A 15283-nucleotide genomic window follows, 5' to 3' on the forward strand; every position below is an offset into this window, starting at 1 on the left:
TTCATGCTGGGCCGCCGGGCCGCGCACAATGCGGTGCTTTACAAAACCGCGGCCCGGCCTATAAACGCAAAATGTCGTTGTAGAGCGCCAGGCCCATGATACCCAGCACCAGCGCCATACCCACCTGCAGCCCAATCACCTGCACCCTCTCCGAAACGGGCGACCCCTTGATTGCCTCAATACCGTAGTAGAGAAGGTGGCCACCATCGAGCACCGGAATGGGCAACAGGTTGAGTACGCCGAGGCTGATACTGAGCAGCGCCAGCAGCGACAGGAATGACTGCCAGCCCGCTTCCGCCGAGGTGCCGGCCACTTTAGCAATGGTGATTGGGCCGCTCAAGTTCTTGGTCGAAAGCTGGCCAAACACCAGTTTTTTCAGGCTGTTGAGGGTAAATACCGTCTTGTCCCAGGTCTCCTGCAACCCTTTACTCAGGCCGCCGGCTACACCGTAGTGGTAAGTGCGCACTCGCTCTTCGGGCCAGGACTCAACCACCGGCAATACCCCGATGCGGCCGATGCGCTCCCCGCTGTCTAGCGTGACCTCCTCCGGCGTCACCGGCAACAGCAGCCGCTCGCCGTCGCGCACCACCTCCACCTGAAGTCCCTCACCGGCGCGGGCGCGCACATACTGGGTCCAGCTATCCCAGCCATCGAACTCCTTGCCGTCGGTGGCGATAATCTCATCGCCCGCGCGCAATCCCGCCCTATCCGCCGCACTGTCCGGTGTCACCTGGGACAGGGTCATGGTGATCGACGGCGTCCACAACTCGAGGCCGACTTCGGTCAGCGGATCAGGCACCTCCTGCCCCGCCAGCCAACGATCGATATCCGCCACCATGTGGTATTCGAGATCGGAATCCGGATAGCGCACGGAGAACTCAATCGCGCCGGTGTCGCCGAGACGGTTTGCCAGGCGCCAGTTGAGCGCCTGCCAGGTCGGCGTCTCCTCGCCATCGATGGCGATAATCTCCTGTCCCGGCTCTAGCCCCGCGCGCGCGGCGATACTGCCCGGCTCCACCGACTGCACGATCGGCACCGGCCCCGCAGTGCCGCCCATAAACACGATCCAAAAGAACAGGATTGCCAGCAGGAAATTCGCTATCGGCCCGGCAGCGGCGATGGCGATACGCGCCCAGACACTCTTGCGGTTGAAGGCCTGATGCAACTGGTCCTGCGGCACCGTGCCCTCCCGCTCATCCAGCATCTTGACGTAGCCGCCGAGGGGGATCGCGGAGATGGTGAATTCAGTACCGTGGCGGTCGTAGCGGGACAGAAGGCGGCGACCGAATCCCACGGAGAAGCGCAGTACCTTGACCCCACACAGGCGCGCGACCAGAAAGTGGCCGAACTCGTGGAAGGACACCAGGATGCCAAGGGCAACTAGGGCCCAAATTACCGTCTGAACAAAATCCATACTCAATTACAAATTATTGCCGTTGCGCGATTCCCGGCCATTGTACGATCTCTGTGGCGCTAAAGTGCGCCCAGCACCCGCTGTGTAAGCTCTCGCGCATGGCGATCCGCTGTTTCGACTGCATCCAGCCCGGTCAGTTCAACGGCTTGCGCGCGATTCATGACCTGCTCGATGACTGCCGCAATACTAGTAAACGCCAGCCGCCCCTGTAAGAAGGCTTCGACCGCCACTTCGTTGGCGGCGTTCAGCGCCGTCGGCGCGCTGCCGCCGGCGTCCATCGCCTCCCGGGCCAGGCGCAGGCAGGGGAAACGCTGTGTGTCCGGCGCCTCGAAGTCCAGCCGTCCCTGGGTGATCAGGTCCAGCGCCGGCACGCCGCTATCAATGCGCTCGGGAAATGCCAGCGCATGGGCAATCGGCGTACGCATATCCGGGTTGCCCATCTGCGCCAGTAGTGAACCATCCCGGTACTGCACCATCGAGTGCACGATGCTCTGCGGGTGCACCACTACATCGATCTGTTCGGGCCGCGCATTGAACAGCAGACAGGCCTCGATAAACTCCAGGCCCTTGTTCATCATCGTGGCCGAGTCCACAGAGATCTTACGCCCCATCGACCAGTTCGGATGAGCGCAGGCTTCATCGGGAGTGACGCGGTGCAGGTCATTCACTGCACGGGTGCGGAAAGGCCCGCCGGAGCCGGTCAGCAGGATTTTTTCCACTCCTGCATCGCCCAGATTGGAGCAGGGCTGCGGCAGACACTGGAAGATCGCATTGTGCTCACTGTCGATCGGCAGCAGCTGCGCGCCGCTATTGAACAGCGCGCGCAGGAACACCGGGCCGGCCATGACCAGCGCCTCCTTGTTGGCGAGCAGCACTTTCTTGCCCGCTTCCACGGCGGCCAGCGTCGGGCGCAGCCCGGCGGCCCCGACAATCGCGGCCATTACCGTATCTACTTGCGAATCCGAAGACACCTGGCATAGCCCGTCCACGCCGCAGAGGATCTCGGTGGGCAAATCTTCACCGGCGAGCAATTCGCGCAGCTCTGCCGCCCCCTGCTCACTCGCCACTACCGCAAACCGTGGTGAGAAACGACGGCACTGCTGCGCCAGCTCGGCAATGCGCTCGCGCGCAGTCAGAGCATAAATGGAATAGCGCTGCGGGTGCCGCGCCAGCACATCTAGAGTGCTGACACCAATGGATCCAGTGGAGCCGAGGACAGTGACGGATTGCGGTTGCGTAGGTTGCATAGGCTCGTGTTATACCTCTCGGGCCTCTGTCTCGGTCGACCCTCTGTTGCGGGTATCGCTCTGTAACAGGTTCTTATAAATACTTGGGCAGCTCGCTGGCCAGCGCGGCCATGGTAAACACCGGCAGCGCCGCGGACAGGCTGTCCAGGCGGTCCAGTATGCCGCCGTGACCCGGCAGTATATGGCTACTGTCCTTGATGCCGCGATGGCGCTTGAACATGCTCTCCACCAGATCGCCGATAACCGAGGCGAGCGCGGTGACCAGGATGCCGAAAGAGAAGAGGATGGTGTTCTTCAGCGGCAGGCCGAGCAGCAGGGAGATCCCCAGCGCCAGGATCAGGCAGGCGGCTAGGCCACCAAAAAAGCCCTCCCAGGACTTGCCCGGGCTAACTTCACGCGCCAGCTTGTGTTTGCCGAACCTGCGCCCGACGAAATAGGCACCGACATCAGCGGCCACCACTACGGCAACCACAAACAGTACCAGCCAGGCACCGTGCTCCTGGCCGCGCAATATCACCATCGACAGCCAGGCGGGGACGAGCACCACCAGGCCGATCAACCCCCGCGCCCAGCGGTTGCCCCAAAGCATGGCGCTGGCCGGATAGCTCTGCACCCACAGGAATGCCAGCGCCCACCAGCCACAGGCTACCGCCAGTAACTGGCGCGCACGGTCGGTATCCGGGGACGCGAAATCCATTGCAAATACGTATTTCGCCGTACCTATCAGTGCGGCGCCGAGCGCTGCCAGGAATACAAAGCGCAGGGCGCGATTGAGATTGGACAGATTCGCCCACTCCCAGCCGCCGAGCAGGATGACAGCTACGGTGACCAGGGAGAACCATTGAATCGGAAGCAGAAACAGTGCTCCGAGAAACAGAGCCACCAACACCAGCGCAGTAATTATTCTTTGTTTTAGCACCGTAAAACCCTTTTACTTGACCCTCGTGCCCCGCCCAACCTCTTCCGGGGCGGGTCTAGAGTACAAGATATTGTTGTCCCGGAGAATTTTTCCGTCCCTGCGCCGGCTACCCACCGCGCAGCCTGGCAGGCGCAGGCGTCAGGCCTGTGCCGCAATTCCATCGCCATTGCGCCCGCCAAAACGGCGATCCCGCTGACGGTATGCCGCAATAGCGGCATCCAGCGTCCCCTCATCGAAGTCGGGCCACAGCGTATCCGTGAAGTAGAACTCGCTGTACGCGGCCTGCCACAGAATAAAATTGCTGATACGCTGCTCGCCGCTGGAGCGAATGAGCAGGTCCACGGGCGGAAGATCCGCCAACTGGACATATTCGCCGAGCGCCTGCTCGTCGATCGACTCCGACGAACGCTTGCCGGCAGCCACCTCTTCAGCCAGGGCGCGCGCGGCCTGGGCGATATCCCATTGGCCACCGTAATCCGCCGCAATCACCAGATCGCCGTGCTCACCATCCTTTGTAATCTCCTCTGCCTCTGCGATGGCGCGCTGCAAGCGCGGGGAAAAGCGATCGCGTCGCCCGATGACCCGCAGGCGCACGCCCTCCTCTCGCATCCGGCGGGCTTCTTTGCGCAGATAAGAGTGGAACAGGCTCATCAGCAGCTCCACCTCCTTCGGCGGACGCTGCCAATTTTCACTGGAAAAGGCGAACAGGGTGAGCGCTTCGACACCGCGGTTCCTGCAGGCAGACAGCAGGTCGCGAATACGCTCGACGCCGGCCTTATGGCCGGCGGAGGGGGGCAAGCCGCGACGGGCTGCCCAGCGCCCATTGCCGTCCATAATGATGGCAATATGGCGCGGGCCGGAAGCGCTCGACTGGGTACCACCGGCACTCATTAGATTTCCATCAAATCTTTTTCTTTCGCCGCCAGCGCCTTGTCGACGTCCGCAACAAACTGGTCGGTAATCTTCTGGATCTCGTCGCTCGCGCGGCGTTCATCGTCCTCGGAGATTTCCTTATCCTTCACCAGCGCTTTTACTTCTGTGAGCGCGTCGCGGCGGATATTGCGGATAGACACGCGCGCGGTTTCCGCCTCGCTCTTGGCCTGGCGAATAAAATTCTTGCGGGTTTCCTCGGTCAGCATCGGCATCGGGATGCGAATGACTGCACCGGCAGTGCTCGGATTCAGGCCCAGATCGGATTTCATGATGGCCTTTTCAATGTCCGGCACCAGGTTCTTTTCCCACGGGGTTACGGACAGGGTCCGCGCGTCCTCTACGGTAATATTGGCCACCTGCGACAGCGGCGTATCGGAGCCGTAGTAGGACACCTGGATGCCATCGAGAATGCTCGGGTGCGCGCGGCCAGTGCGGATCTTATTGAAGTTGCTGCCCAGTGCGTCGAGCGCCTTGCTCATGCGCGTTTTAGCGTCTTTTTTAATATCTTCAATCACTGTTTCACTTCCTCTTCAATTAATGTGCCCTCTTCGCCGCCAACCACGATATTGAGCAGCGCGCCGGCCTTGTCCATGCGGAATACCCGCACGGGCATATTGTGTTCGCGGCACAGGCAGATTGCGGTCAAATCCATTACGCCGAGCTTCTTGTCCAGCACTTCGTCATAGGTCAGCTGGTCGTAGCGGGTTGCGGTCGGATCCAGCACCGGATCCGCAGAGTAGACACCGTCCACCTTGGTGGCTTTCAGCACCATTTCGGCGTCAATTTCGATCCCGCGCAGACAGGCAGCGGAATCGGTGGTAAAGAAGGGGTTGCCCGTGCCCGCAGCGAAAATCAGTACTTCGCCCCGCTCGAGATGGCGAATCGCCGCGCGGCGGTCGTAGTGGTCGACGATACCGCTCATTTGAATCGAGGACATCACCCGCGAAGAAATATTCGAGCGCTCCAGCGCGTCGCGCAGGGCCAGCGCATTCATTACCGTGGCCAGCATCCCCATATGGTCGCCGGTGACGCGATCCAGGCCCGCGGCATTCAGCGCGGCGCCCCGAAACAGGTTGCCACCACCGACAACGAGGCCTACCTGTACGCCGATGCCCACCAACTGACCTATCTCCAGCGCCATTTTGTCCAGCACTTTGGGACTGATCCCAAAGCCCTGATCACCCATCAGCTCTTCGCCACTGAGCTTCAACAGGATTCGCTTGTATTTACGGTCTTTGACACCGGGCATCTATCGGTCCTCTCAAGTGTGCGTCTCTAGCGCAGGCAGACATTGCCGCCGAACATTACAACAATTTCGGTCATTTACACAGAGGGGTGCCCCAGTGCAGCCCTTTCAGAGCCCACCGGAAGCACCCCACTGCGAACGGGTGCCCACGGGCACCCAGCTAAAGGCGATTAAGAAGAGGACTTAACCTGCGCGGCAACTTCCGCGGCGAAATCCACCTCTTCCTTCTCGATACCTTCACCCACTTCGAAGCGAACAAAGGAAACCACGTCTGCGCCGCCATCTTTGACCAACTTGCCAACGGTCACGTCCGGGTTCTTGACGAACGGCTGCTCGACAAGGCTGTTTTCCTTCAGGAACTTCTTGATGCGGCCACCCATCATCTTCTCGACGATCTCAGCGGGCTTGCCTTCCATATCCGGCTGGGCCTTGATGATCTCCTTTTCCTTCTCCAGCACGTCTGCCGGCATATCTTCCGGCTTGTTCACCTGCGGGTTAACCGCCGTGACGTGCATAGCGACATCCTTGGCCATCTCAACGTCACCACCGCTCAGGGCAACCAGGGCAGCGATACGATTGTTGGAGTGTACGTAGGCACCAACAACCGGTGCTTCCACCAGTTGTATGCGACGCACGCCGATGTTCTCACCGATCTTCTGCACCAGCGCTTCGCGAGCATTCTCCAGCTCACCTTCCATCAGCGCGGCAACGTCCTGCTGGCGCTCGGCAAAAGCCTTGTCCACAACCTTGGCTACGAAAGCCTGGAAGTTGTCATCGCGGGCCACAAAGTCGGTCTCGGAGTTCACTTCAACCAGTACGCCATAGCTGCCATCTTCGGCAACCTTCGCGGCTACAACGCCATCTGCGGCGGTGCGGCCGGCTTTCTTGGCCGCTTTCAGGCCAGAGGCTTTGCGCAGATCTTCGATCGCTTTCTCGATATCGCCATCCGCCTCGGTCAGTGCTTTTTTGCACTCCATCATCGGCAGGCCGGTGCGCTCGCGCAGTTCTTTTACCATAGACGCGGTAATCGCCATGATTCAATCCTCGGGGTTCTGTCACTAGAAAATTAGAAAAAAGGGGCCGGTTGTGAGGCCCCTTTTCGAGTTCGCAGCGTAACGGTTCTGTGTTACACCACTGCGCCCTGCAACTTACTCTGCAGCGGCTTCGTCGTCGCTCGCTTCAACGTACTCGTTCTTGGCCGCGCTACCGCCGGCTTCAGAAGTACCGGCAGCAACAGCATCCGCAACAGCGGTGGTGTACAGCTTGATCGCGCGGATGGCGTCATCGTTACCAGGGATGACGTAGTCAACGCCGGCCGGATCGCTGTTGGTATCAACCACGCCGATCACCGGGATACCCAGCTTGTTGGCTTCCTGGATAGCGATGCGCTCGTGCTCTACGTCGATCACGAACAGCGCGTCCGGCAGGCCGCCCATGTCCTTGATACCACCGATGGAACGCTCCAGCTTCTCCATGGTGCGAGTGCGCATCAGCGCCTCTTTCTTGGTCAGCTTGTCGAAGGTGCCGTCCTGAGACTGGGCTTCCAGATCGCGGTAGCGCTTGATGGAAGCGCGAATGGTCTTGTAGTTGGTGAGCATACCACCCAGCCAGCGGTTGCTGACGTAAGGCTGGCCACAGCGCTCGGCCTGCTCTTTGATAGATTTCTGTGCGGCGCGCTTGGTGCCGACGAACAGAATCTTCTTCTTCTGAGCGGCCATCCCCTTGATCACCTGCAGGGCTTCATTGAAAGCCGGTACAGTGTGCTCCAGGTTGATGATGTGAATCTTGTTGCGGGCGCCAAAGATGAATTGACCCATCTTCGGGTTCCAGTAGCGGGTCTGGTGACCAAAGTGGACACCAGCCTGCAGCATATCGCGCATGCTGACTTGCGGCATAAGTAAAACCTCAATTTTACGGGTTAGTCCTCCACGCATCCCATGCATCAACCCCATACCGCCAAGTATAACGAGGCGAAATGAGGCACCCAGACACATGTGCCGATACGTGTGCGGCATTAGTTACGCTCCGGGAGCACCCCGAAGCGGCGCGCTTTATACCATAATCGCCCTCTCTCGGGAAGAGCGGCTCTCGATTATGCGGGGAGATTGTGACGCCGCTGTTGCCCCCGCACGGAATCCCGCAATGGGGACTCCCCGCCCACGGCGCCGCGGATTATGTCCCCCGACGCCCAATCCGCTACAATAACGCGCCTTCGCGGCGGGTGCCGCCCGCCACCAAACAACTTTCTAGGGACACGCATGACCTCAGCCATAAAGACACCGGAACAGATCGCCAAGATGCGTATCGCGGGCCGCCTGGCCGCGGAAGTACTGGAAATGATAGGCGAATATGTGGTTCCCGGCGTCACTACCGAGGAATTGGACCGGCGCTGCCATGACCATATAGTCAACAAACAGAAAGCCATCCCCGCCTGTCTCGGTTACCGCGGCTTTCCAAAATCCATCTGCACCTCGGTCAACGAGGTGGTCTGCCACGGTATCCCGTCCGACGGCAAGGTGCTGAAGAAAGGTGACATCATCAATATCGATGTCACTGTGATCAAGGATGGCTGGTACGGCGACACCAGCAAGATGTACTTCGTCGGCGAACCCGCACCCCACGCCGAGCGCCTGGTGCGGGTAACCCAGGAGTGCCTGTACAAGGCCATCGAAATAGTCCGCCCCGGCACCTCCCTGGGCGATATCGGCCACGTGATCCAGCAGCACGCGGAGAAGAACTACTACTCGGTGGTGCGTGATTTCTGCGGCCACGGTATCGGCGACGTCTTCCACGAAGACCCGCAGGTGCTCCACTACGGCAAACCCGGCAGCGGCGAGGTGCTCAAGGAAGGCATGACTTTTACCATTGAACCGATGATCAATGCCGGCAAGGCCGCCACCCGCGTACTCGGTGACGGCTGGACCGCGATCACCAAGGACCGCCGCCTGTCCGCGCAGTGGGAGCACACCATGGCCGTAACCAGCGATGGCGTGGAAGTGCTGACAGCGCGCAGTGAAGAAAATTTCTGATACCCGGGGCGCGAAAGGAAACACTGGCCCGAGAAGATAAGGTCCCGCTGCCGGGGCGCCGTTCGTGAAACGATTACCGATCAGGTTGTTGAGCGAACGGCCTCCGGCAGCGGGATCGCCACAGGCCCAAACCAAGTAGCGATCCCGGAGCCTAAATCGGGTACAACCACCTCCTCGAGCGGACACAAGATGCAGCCGGCCCAAATCCCCTATTTCGAACGCCCCCTGTTCTTCTTCGACCAGGCCCGCTTCCGCAGAGCGCTGGCGGAGGGCGCCAAGCCGGCACTGGAGATTTTCAAGGATGCCGCCGGCGGCGCCGAGCAGAAGATGACCGAGCGCTTCCGCGAGGGCGAGGATGTGCGCACGCTGGTGCACGAGCGCGCCCTGTTCGTCGACTGCCTGCTGCACTACGCCTGGCATCAGTACGACTGGCCTGCGGGAATCAGCCTGCTGGCCGTGGGCGGCTACGGCCGCGGTGAATTGCACCCCCACTCAGACATCGACCTGCTGATTCTCACCGATGCCACCTCGGCCGCGGACACCATCGACAACATCGAGCGCCTGGTGGCCTTCCTGTGGGACCTGGGCCTGGATATCGGTCACTCGGTGCGCTCCATCGAACACTGCCTGGAACTGGCTGCCGAAGACATCACCGTGGCCACCAACCTGATGGAGTGCCGTACCGTCGTCGGGAATGACAATCTGCGCGCGCGCTTGATGGAACAGATGACGCCGGACAAGCTGTGGCCGGCGGAAGAGTTTTTTACTGCCAAGTACGCCGAGCAGCGCGAGCGCCACAACAAGCAACAGGCCGCCGAGTATATTCTCGAACCCAATATCAAGAATGCACCCGGCGGGCTGCGCGATATCCAGACCATCGGCTGGGTGGCGAAGCGCTACTTCAAGGTACGCACCCTGAAGCAGCTGCAGGGCAAGGGTTTCTTCACCGAAGAGGAATTCGCCATCCTGCAGTCCGGTGAGGATTTTCTCTGGCGCGTGCGCTACGGTCTGCACCTGCTGGCCGGCCGCGCCGAAGAGCGACTGCTGTTCGACTACCAGCGCGAGCTGGCGAAACAGTTCGGTTACGTGGACAGCGGCAGGCAACTCGCCGTCGAGCAGTTCATGCACAACTACTACCGTATCGTGATGGCGCTGCGCGAGCTGAACGACGTGCTGCTGCAGTTCCTCGACGAGGCCATCCTGCAGCGCGGTGAACGCCAGACGGTGACGCCGATCAACGAGCGCTTCCAGCTGCGTGACGACACCATCGAAGTCACCCAGACCCGCGTCTTTACCGAGCAACCCTCGGCGCTGCTGGAGATTTTCGTACTGATGGCGGAAAACCCGGAAATCGAGGGGGTGCGCGCGTCCACCATCCGCCTGATCCGGGAGCATCGCCACCTGATCGACGACCGCTTCCGCGAGGACCCGGTCAATGCCGAGCTGTTTATGCAGCTGCTGCGCTCGCGCCGCGGCCTGTCCACGCAGCTGTCGCGCATGACCCGTTACGGCATTCTGGGCCGCTATCTGCCGGAGTTCGGCCGCGTCACCGGCCAGATGCAGCACGATCTATTCCATATCTACACCGTGGACGCACACACGCTGCAGGTAGTGCGCAATATGCGCAGCTTCCGCGGCCCGGAAGCCTGGCAGAAATTCCCGATTGCCGCGGAGATACTGGCCCGCATGCGCAAGCCGGAACTGCTGTATATCTCCGGCCTCTATCACGATATCGCCAAGGGCCGCGGCGGCGACCACTCGAAGCTGGGCGTCGCCGACGCCGATGCCTTCTGCCGCCGCCACCAATTGTCGGGTCGCGACCGGCGACTGGTGTGCTGGCTGGTGGAGAAGCATCTACTGATGAGCCAGGTCTCACAGAAGCAGGACATCACCGACCCGGAAGTGGTGCACGATTTCGCCCGCGAAGTGGGCGATCGCGAACACCTCGACTATCTGTACACGCTGACGGTGGCGGACATCAACGCCACCAACCCCGAGCTGTGGAACAGCTGGCGCGCCAGCCTGATGCGCCAGCTCTACCAGGCGACCCAGCGCGCCCTGCGACGCGGACTGGAAAACCCGATCGACCGCGAAGAGATCATCGACGAAACCCGCAGCCAGGCGCGCAATATGCTGCACGCCATGGGCCTGCCGATGACCTCGGTGGAAAACATCTGGGCGCAGATGGGCGAAGACTATTTTGTCCGTGAGAGCGCCGACAATATCACCTGGCATACCGCCGCGATTCACCAGCTGCACTGCGCCAACGACAAGGGCGAACAGAACGATACCCTGGTGCTGACCCGCAACTCCGGGCCCGGCGAACACGACGGCGCCACCGAGGTATTCGTCTACACACCAGACCGGGCCAACGTGTTCGCCGCGGTGGTCACCGGGCTGGATATGCTCAACCTGAATATCCACGACGCGCGCCTGTACAGCTCCGCCTCCGGCTACACGCTGGACACCTTTTACGTGCTGGATGAATCCGGTCAGCCGCTGCTGGACGAACCCCACCGGCTGGAGCAGATCCGCGACACGCTGCAGCGGGAACTGGCCCTGGTCGAGGATTACTCGAAGATCATCCAGCGGCGCACGCCGCGGCGACTGAAAATGTTCGAGCTGGAAACCCGCGCCCACCTGTCCACGGAGCCCGGCGATCAGTACAGCACGCTGGAAATCACCAGCGCGGACCGGCCCGGCCTGCTGGCCCGCATCGCGCGCATCTTTATCGCCCACGACCTGCGCCTGCACAACGCCAAGATCTCTACGCTAGGCGAACGGGTCGAGGATATCTTCCACATCACCGATGCCGCGGGGCAACCACTGCTGGATGACGCCGCCAATCGCGAACTGGAAGAGGCGATCTGCCGCGAGCTGGACGCCCATCAGGTCAAACATCAACGCTAGTCCGCCGCAAGAGCTAACAAGAAAAGCCTATGAACCCATATCTGGATCAGCTGCAGCCCTACCCCTTCACCAAACTGGCGGCATTAAAAAAGGACCTGATTCCGGCGGAAAAGTCCCATATCGCCCTGTCCATCGGCGAGCCCAAGCACACCCCGCCGGAGTTCGTGCGCGACGAACTGATCGAGAACCTGGACAAGCTCGCCGCCTATCCGGTTACCAAAGGCATAGATCCGCTGCGCGAAGCCATAGCCGACTGGCTGTGCCAGCGTTTCCGGCTCGGCAGCGTCTGTGCCGAGACTCAGGTGCTGCCGGTCAATGGCACCCGCGAGGCCCTGTTCGCCTTCGCCCAGGCAGTGGTGTCACCGGGCAGCAGAGTGCTGATGCCGAACCCCTTCTACCAGATCTACGAGGGCGCCGCGCTGCTCGCCGGAGCCAGCCCGCACTTTATCAACTGCTGCGCCACGACCGGCTTCAAGCCGGACTTCGCCTCGGTGCCGGAACAGGCCTGGCGCGACTGCGAACTGCTCTATATCTGCACCCCCGGCAATCCCACCGGTGCACTGCTCGACGCCGAAGACCTGAAAGAATTGCTCGAACTGGCGGACCGTTACGATTTCACGATCGCCTCGGACGAGTGCTATTCGGAACTCTATTTCGACGAGGACAGCCCACCCGTCGGTTTACTGCAGGTGTGCGAACAGCTGGGCCGCACAGACTTCCGCCGCTGCGTGGTATTCCACAGTCTGTCCAAGCGCTCCAATCTGCCCGGACTGCGCTCCGGCTTCGTCGCCGGCGACGCACAGATACTGGAAAAATTCCTCCTCTACCGCACTTATCACGGCTGCGCCATGCCGCTGCCTACCCAGTACGCCTCTATCGCCGCCTGGCAGGACGAGCAGCACGTGCGGCATAATCGCGCGCTTTACCGCGAAAAGTTTGCCTCGGTACTGGAAATTCTTGACGGCTGCCTGGACGTGCAGCAGCCGCAGGCCAGTTTTTATTTGTGGCCGCGTGTCGGGGATGGAGAGCAGTTTGCGCGCGAATTGTTCCGGCAACAGAACATCACCGTGTTGCCCGGTGCCTTCCTCGCCCGCGAGGCGGACGGCACCAATCCCGGACGCGAATATGTGCGCATGGCTTTGGTAGCAACGCTCGAGGAATGTGTCGAGGCCGCGAGGCGTATCAAGGAATTTTGCCAATAGGCAACCACTGTTCGACACCGCCCGCACGCAAAAACCGCGGGCACTAGGAATTCAATGCAGGCGCCGGCAAACCGGCAAAGCGCAGATGGCAGTAAAAAACTTACTTAAAAAAGAAAGGGTCGAATTCATCCTGCAGCGCCTGGAGGAGCTCTACCCCGAGACCCCGGTGCCCCTGGACCACAAGGACCCCTATACGCTGCTGGTCGCGGTACTGCTGTCCGCCCAGTGCACCGACGAGCGCGTCAACCAGGTTACCCCGGCACTGTGGCAACTGGCGGACAATCCGCGGGACATGGCCAAGGTGCCGGTGGAAAAGATAAAGGAAGTGATCCGCCCCTGCGGCCTATCGCCGCAGAAGTCCAAGGCCATCAGCAAGCTGTCGCAGATACTGGTCAATGAGTACCACGGCAAAGTGCCGGAAAATATGGCGGCGCTGGAGACACTGCCAGGGGTCGGTCACAAGACCGCCAGCGTGGTCATGTCCCAGGCCTTCGGCCATCCGGCCTTTCCGGTGGATACCCATATTCACCGGCTGGCGCAGCGCTGGGGACTCACCAGCGGAAAAAACGTGGCGCAGACGGAGAAGGACCTGAAGCGACTCTTCCCACGCGACAAGTGGAACAAGCTGCACCTGCAGATTATTTTCTACGGCCGCGAATACTGCAGTGCGCGCGGCTGCGACGGCACCGTGTGCGAGATCTGCACCACCTGTTATCCGAACCGCAAGAACCCGAAGAAAACCAAGAAGGCCTGACTGTGACCAACTCCTCAATTGTCCTCTACGGCATCAAGAACTGCGACACCGTCAAGAAAGCCCGCAAGTGGCTGGAAAAGAACGGCATCGACTACCGCTTCCACGATTTCCGCGAGGACGGCATGGCATCCGTGCCGCTCGAGGAGTGGCTGAAAAACTTCGGCTGGCAGGAAGTACTGAACCGCCGCTCCACCAGCTGGCGCGCACTCAACGACGAACAGAAAAACGCGATGGACGACGAGGCGGCGCTGGCAATCGCCAGTGACACTCCCACGCTGATCAAGCGTCCGGTCACTGTCGCCGGCGGCGAGACCCGCTTCGGCTTCAAAGAAGCGGAGTTCGCGGAATTCGTGAAATAACCGGGCGTTCCCCGAGCGACTAAATACAGCCCTGAGCAGAAAGGAAAAGCCCCGAGCGGCTAGGAGAGAAATCAAATGAGCGATATTTACAGCATTGGCTTCGGCGTCGGCACCTGCAACAGCAAGGGTGAGTGGCTGGAAGTCTACTATCCGCAGCCGCTGCTGAAACCGAACGCAGACGTGGCCGCGGCGGTGACTGGAATCCTGAAGATCGACGGCGGCAATCACAGCCTCGCCCTGGATCCGGCGCAGCTGCAACCGCTGGCGGACAAGCTAGCCGGCGCCGGCGCACACAAGCAGGCGGAAATCCTGCGCCAGTTCGCGATCAGCCAGCGGCCGCTGGTGGCCGTGGTGCTGAGCAATGACGAGGCACCGCAGTCAGTGCCGGAAGCCTACCTCAAGCTGCACCTGCTGTCCCACCGCCTGGTGAAGCCGCACCAAACCAATCTCGACGGTATCTTCGGCAAGCTGGTCAACGTGGCCTGGACCAACCAGGGCGCCATCGATCTGGAAGAACTGCCGCGGCGCCAGCTGGAGGCGCGCCTGAAGGGCGAACATCTGGAAGTGGCCTGCGTGGACAAGTTCCCCAAAATGACCAACTACGTGGTACCCACCGGCGTGCGCATCGCCCACACCGCGCGCGTACGTCTCGGCGCCTACCTGGGCGAAGGCACCACCATCATGCACGAAGGCTTCGTCAACTTTAACGCCGGCACCGAGGGCCCCGGCATGATCGAGGGCCGCATTTCCGCGGGCGTCGTTGTCGGCGCCGGTTCGGATCTGGGCGGCGGCTGTTCCACCATGGGCACCCTGTCCGGTGGTGGCAATATCGTTATCTCCGTCGGCGACAACTGCCTGCTCGGCGCCAACGCCGGCATCGGTATCCCGCTGGGCGACCGCTGCACCGTGGAAGCTGGCCTGTACATCACTTCGGGTACCAAGGTTGCGCTGCTCGACGACAGTGGCAAGCTGGTGGAGCACATCAAGGCGCGCGACCTGGCCGGCAAGCCCGACCTGCTGTTCCGCCGCAACTCCACCAACGGCGCGGTGGAGTGCCTGACCAACAAGAGCGCCATCGAGTTGAACGAAGCGCTGCACAGCAACTGACCTTTTGGCGCCGCTCCACGTAGCTCCGTGGTGGACTGTGGGGCGGCACTGCTACCGGGATTCCTTTGCGGGACACGCTGTAAATACTTCCCTGTACGCTCGGCGGCGGCCATCCATGGCCGCCGACGGTCCCGCAAAGGAATCCCGGGATCAGCGCCTTCGC

14 protein-coding genes are annotated in these 15283 nt (G+C 61.2%); 6 read left to right on the forward strand and 8 right to left on the reverse strand.

The features are described from left to right. Nucleotides 1-58 precede the first annotated feature (58 nt). The 8 genes from rseP to rpsB all read right to left on the reverse strand — a co-directional run bounded on the left by rseP (nucleotide 59) and on the right by rpsB (nucleotide 7654). On the reverse strand, nucleotides 59-1414 hold the full coding sequence (rseP, locus tag BLW36_RS04945; protein ID WP_091385729.1) for an RIP metalloprotease RseP: 1356 nt from the start codon (nucleotides 1412-1414) through the stop codon (nucleotides 59-61). 59 nt (nucleotides 1415-1473) lie between these two features. Beyond that, on the reverse strand, nucleotides 1474-2661 hold the full coding sequence (gene ispC / locus BLW36_RS04950; RefSeq protein WP_091385731.1) for a 1-deoxy-D-xylulose-5-phosphate reductoisomerase: 1188 nt from the start codon (nucleotides 2659-2661) through the stop codon (nucleotides 1474-1476). A 73-nt stretch (nucleotides 2662-2734) separates the two neighbouring features. After that, nucleotides 2735-3580, reverse strand: a complete 846-nt coding sequence (locus BLW36_RS04955; RefSeq protein WP_091385733.1) for a phosphatidate cytidylyltransferase — start codon at nucleotides 3578-3580, stop codon at nucleotides 2735-2737. Nucleotides 3581-3718: 138 nt separating this feature from the next. Next, nucleotides 3719-4471, reverse strand: a complete 753-nt coding sequence (uppS, locus tag BLW36_RS04960) for a polyprenyl diphosphate synthase (protein ID WP_091385734.1) — start codon at nucleotides 4469-4471, stop codon at nucleotides 3719-3721. Continuing rightward, the gene (frr, locus tag BLW36_RS04965) at nucleotides 4471-5028 is read right to left on the reverse strand and encodes a ribosome recycling factor (RefSeq protein ID WP_091385736.1); all 558 of its coding nucleotides are present in this window, start codon (nucleotides 5026-5028) and stop codon (nucleotides 4471-4473) included. The genes uppS and frr overlap by 1 nt, the downstream gene beginning before the upstream one ends. Continuing rightward, nucleotides 5025-5762 (reverse strand): UMP kinase, encoded by a 738-nt coding sequence (pyrH, locus tag BLW36_RS04970; protein ID WP_091385738.1) that lies wholly within the window; start codon nucleotides 5760-5762, stop codon nucleotides 5025-5027. The genes frr and pyrH overlap by 4 nt, the downstream gene beginning before the upstream one ends. 167 nt (nucleotides 5763-5929) lie before the next feature. Beyond that, nucleotides 5930-6793: a translation elongation factor Ts gene (gene tsf, locus BLW36_RS04975; protein WP_091385741.1), complete on the reverse strand. Its 864-nt coding sequence runs from the start codon at nucleotides 6791-6793 to the stop codon at nucleotides 5930-5932. A 114-nt stretch (nucleotides 6794-6907) separates the two neighbouring features. Beyond that, a complete protein-coding gene (rpsB, locus tag BLW36_RS04980; protein WP_091385743.1) occupies nucleotides 6908-7654 on the reverse strand; it encodes a 30S ribosomal protein S2 in 747 nt (248 codons plus the stop codon). Between the two features lie 363 nt (nucleotides 7655-8017). On the opposite strand from rpsB, the gene map reads away from it, so the two are divergent. The 6 genes from map to dapD all read left to right on the forward strand — a co-directional run bounded on the left by map (nucleotide 8018) and on the right by dapD (nucleotide 15120). Continuing rightward, nucleotides 8018-8788 (forward strand): type I methionyl aminopeptidase, encoded by a 771-nt coding sequence (gene map, locus BLW36_RS04985; RefSeq protein WP_091385744.1) that lies wholly within the window; start codon nucleotides 8018-8020, stop codon nucleotides 8786-8788. Nucleotides 8789-8977: 189 nt separating this feature from the next. Next, nucleotides 8978-11698, forward strand: coding sequence for a [protein-PII] uridylyltransferase (locus tag BLW36_RS04990; RefSeq protein ID WP_091385747.1), 2721 nt, complete (start codon nucleotides 8978-8980; stop codon nucleotides 11696-11698). 29 nt (nucleotides 11699-11727) lie between these two features. Beyond that, the gene (gene dapC / locus BLW36_RS04995; RefSeq protein ID WP_091385750.1) at nucleotides 11728-12900 is read left to right on the forward strand and encodes a succinyldiaminopimelate transaminase; all 1173 of its coding nucleotides are present in this window, start codon (nucleotides 11728-11730) and stop codon (nucleotides 12898-12900) included. 85 nt (nucleotides 12901-12985) lie between these two features. After that, nucleotides 12986-13654 (forward strand): endonuclease III, encoded by a 669-nt coding sequence (gene nth, locus BLW36_RS05000; RefSeq protein WP_091385752.1) that lies wholly within the window; start codon nucleotides 12986-12988, stop codon nucleotides 13652-13654. A gap of 2 nt (nucleotides 13655-13656) precedes the next feature. Next, nucleotides 13657-14013 carry an ArsC family reductase gene (locus tag BLW36_RS05005; protein ID WP_244506135.1) on the forward strand — a complete coding sequence of 119 codons (357 nt, stop codon included), beginning with the start codon at nucleotides 13657-13659 and terminating at the stop codon, nucleotides 14011-14013. A gap of 75 nt (nucleotides 14014-14088) precedes the next feature. Then, the gene (gene dapD, locus BLW36_RS05010) at nucleotides 14089-15120 is read left to right on the forward strand and encodes a 2,3,4,5-tetrahydropyridine-2,6-dicarboxylate N-succinyltransferase (RefSeq protein WP_091385754.1); all 1032 of its coding nucleotides are present in this window, start codon (nucleotides 14089-14091) and stop codon (nucleotides 15118-15120) included. Nucleotides 15121-15283 lie beyond the last annotated feature (163 nt).

It is taken from the genome of Microbulbifer marinus (genome assembly GCF_900107725.1).
Classification (GTDB): Bacteria; Pseudomonadota; Gammaproteobacteria; order Pseudomonadales; family Cellvibrionaceae; genus Microbulbifer; species Microbulbifer marinus.

Excerpts from the sequence above, each read along its gene's own strand:
- tsf (WP_091385741.1), bottom strand. The coding sequence starts at position 6,793 with ATGGCGATTACCGCGTCTATGGTAAAAGAACTGCGCGAGCGCACCGGC.
- BLW36_RS04990 (WP_091385747.1), top strand. The coding sequence starts at position 8,978 with ATGCAGCCGGCCCAAATCCCCTATTTCGAACGCCCCCTGTTCTTCTTC.
- dapC (WP_091385750.1), top strand. The coding sequence starts at position 11,728 with ATGAACCCATATCTGGATCAGCTGCAGCCCTACCCCTTCACCAAACTG.
- map (WP_091385744.1), top strand. The coding sequence starts at position 8,018 with ATGACCTCAGCCATAAAGACACCGGAACAGATCGCCAAGATGCGTATC.
- ispC (WP_091385731.1), bottom strand. The coding sequence starts at position 2,661 with ATGCAACCTACGCAACCGCAATCCGTCACTGTCCTCGGCTCCACTGGA.
- pyrH (WP_091385738.1), bottom strand. The coding sequence starts at position 5,762 with ATGCCCGGTGTCAAAGACCGTAAATACAAGCGAATCCTGTTGAAGCTC.
- uppS (WP_091385734.1), bottom strand. The coding sequence starts at position 4,471 with ATGAGTGCCGGTGGTACCCAGTCGAGCGCTTCCGGCCCGCGCCATATT.
- rseP (WP_091385729.1), bottom strand. The coding sequence starts at position 1,414 with ATGGATTTTGTTCAGACGGTAATTTGGGCCCTAGTTGCCCTTGGCATC.
- rpsB (WP_091385743.1), bottom strand. The coding sequence starts at position 7,654 with ATGCCGCAAGTCAGCATGCGCGATATGCTGCAGGCTGGTGTCCACTTT.
- dapD (WP_091385754.1), top strand. The coding sequence starts at position 14,089 with ATGAGCGATATTTACAGCATTGGCTTCGGCGTCGGCACCTGCAACAGC.
- nth (WP_091385752.1), top strand. The coding sequence starts at position 12,986 with ATGGCAGTAAAAAACTTACTTAAAAAAGAAAGGGTCGAATTCATCCTG.